This window comes from Deferribacterota bacterium, from assembly GCA_034189185.1.
Classification (GTDB): Bacteria; Chrysiogenota; Deferribacteres; order Deferribacterales; family UBA228; genus UBA228.
In genome coordinates this window covers 1-2,469 of sequence record JAXHVM010000222.1, presented here as the reverse complement: position 1 = coordinate 2,469, position 2,469 = coordinate 1, and the positions used below count along the sequence as shown (strand labels likewise).

General features: G+C 30.2%; 2 protein-coding genes. Both read right to left on the bottom strand.

Annotated elements, in window-relative coordinates; genetic code table 11:
- Positions 1–418 precede the first annotated feature (418 nt).
- Positions 419–1,204, bottom strand: coding sequence for a sulfite exporter TauE/SafE family protein (locus SVN78_10170; protein MDY6821972.1), 786 nt, complete (start codon positions 1,202–1,204; stop codon positions 419–421).
- A 116-nt stretch (positions 1,205–1,320) separates the two neighbouring features.
- Complete coding sequence (locus tag SVN78_10165) at positions 1,321–2,064, bottom strand: sulfite exporter TauE/SafE family protein (GenBank protein ID MDY6821971.1); 744 nt, start codon at positions 2,062–2,064, stop codon at positions 1,321–1,323.
- Positions 2,065–2,469: the final 405 nt, after the last annotated feature.

Below are 2,469 nucleotides of genomic sequence, written 5' to 3'. Positions count from 1 at the left end.
TTTATTAGTTACTAATGATAAAGATTCACAAAAACCATATAATAGAATTAGAGCGAAAGAAAAATAAATAATATTATTTTTAACCTTATTAACTCTAATATAGTATATAATTGGTAGTAATATTAAGATTGCATTAATTATAGCTAGAATAACTAATAATGATTTCATTTTAAAATTACTTTAAATTGTAGTTGTATATGTATAAAAAAATAATTATAATTAAATATCATATAGAAGCAAGAATAGATAAAGGTTATTTATGAGTTTATTTGGTTATATTTTTATGCTAGGCAGCTGGTTCTTTATAATAGCATTTGCGATCTTTTGTATTTATGAGGAACTTAAAAACACTTAGCAAAAATAATAGCCAAGCTGTATAAAGCAACCTATTACTAGTTAAATATTTTTTATATATAGATTAAACCATATATAGAATATTCATAATTAACCCAAGTATTATAAATATAAATGCAATAGTTTTAGCTAAAATCTGTTCATTTACCTTATTAGCAAATCTTGCGCAAGTAACACCACTACCTGCAGCACTAAAGCCTATAATAAATCCAGCAAATACTCTTATATTACCATGTAAGGCATATCCAAGTGAGCCTGAACAGGCTGTTATTGCCATTATAAGAGCAGAGGTTCCAACTGCCACGTGAATAGGATAATTTAGAACAAAGATCAAGATTAGTAGTACCATCACACCACCGCCAGCACCGAGAATTCCTGTTATAAGACCAACACCAAAACCTAGGATCATTGCAGTTAATATTCTTTGATTCCATGTATTAAATTTGATCAATTTTTTCATTTTATTTGCTATAAATTCTTGTTTTAAGCCTCTTTTCCATATAATAACACCCATGATTACTATAAAAACTCCAAATGTCCCACCTAAGCCCACTTCTGGCATGCCAGCAGCTAAGGTAGCTCCAAGCTGTGCCCCTAAAATTGACCCTATTGCTATCCATATTCCAGATTTTATATCTATATTTCCATATTTATAATAAGTGTAGGATATTGATAAAGGAGCTATAGTATCTACTATTAAACTTGTTCCTATAGATTCATGGATTGGAAAATTTAATAGCATATTAACTAGAGGCACAACTACCATTACACCCGAGGCCCCTGTTAAGCCGGTTATTATACCTGTAAATATACCAATCAAAATCATTAAAATTATTACGCTAATGCTCATCTTTTTGCCTCATTTACGACCAAATCCATTTTGCCCCGCATCGTTTCTATACAAATTATTTATATAATATAGACCTACTTGTTGCATACTACACAAATTTATTTTTTTAGTTATCATCATATTGTTTTGATAAGCACAAATAATGCAAGAATTACAATAAATACTGAAAGTCCAATTTCTAACCAGGTAGGCTTTGTCTTTAGAGATATTAAACTCCCTATCCATGCTCCACTTATTGAGCCTATCATAACGAATAAAGCAGGAAGAAATATTATATTGCCACGAGAATAAAAGACAATAGCCCCCGCAACTGCTGTAAAAATAGTTGCGAATAAAGAGGTGGCTATCGCTTTTCGTATGTTAAGCTTCATAATCCTTAAAAAAGGAGGAAATAAACTACCTCCACTACCTCCACGCATAATTGTTAAAAGATTAAGAAAGAATGCTCCAATTATGATAGTTTTAGCGGTTGGATTGATTTTTTGAGCAGTCTCTGAAAAAATTCTGTCAAAATAAATTCCAGATACTGTTATGATTGAAATAATAACAAATATAATTGCTAAGGCTAATGTTGGTATAAACCCCGTTAGAAATGCACCTATTGTTGTGCCCAATAGACCACCAATTATTACATATTTAGCAGTGTTTAAATCTATATTCTTTCTATGTTCTATGGCACCTATAAGGGAAGACAGTGGTATAACTAATAGATTTATTCCAAAAGCACTTAATAAAGGTAATCCAGCAGCATAAAGTAGTGGTATTCTTATGGAACCCCCGCCTATTCCAAACATACCACTCATAAAGCCAGAAAAGAGGCCAATTAGAAGATACATTATCATTTGTGTTATCAGTTCCATTTAATCTCTCTCCATATCTTTTACCATCGAATTTCTGCTGAAGTTCGTTAATAGGATGTATTGTAAGTCTCAATATGCCTTATTTGCGTATCTTCCTAATATATAACACCAAGTGTCCCGAGGCCTTTTATCATATAATTTAAAATATTGATTTTTAACCCAATTAACTACTGGACCATGCTTTAAATCCCTTTTAGGATGCATTCTAAAGTATTCTATTATAAAATTAGCAATCATCTTTCTTACATCTTTGCCTATTATTTATATATAAATTGAAAGCATAATGCCCTATCTTTTTGTTGCACATTAAATAGTATAATTAGCATTCTACATATTTTTATAGGATTATACAATAATAATGCTTTGTATATACAAAAAGAGAACTATATATGAATAATATGTTAC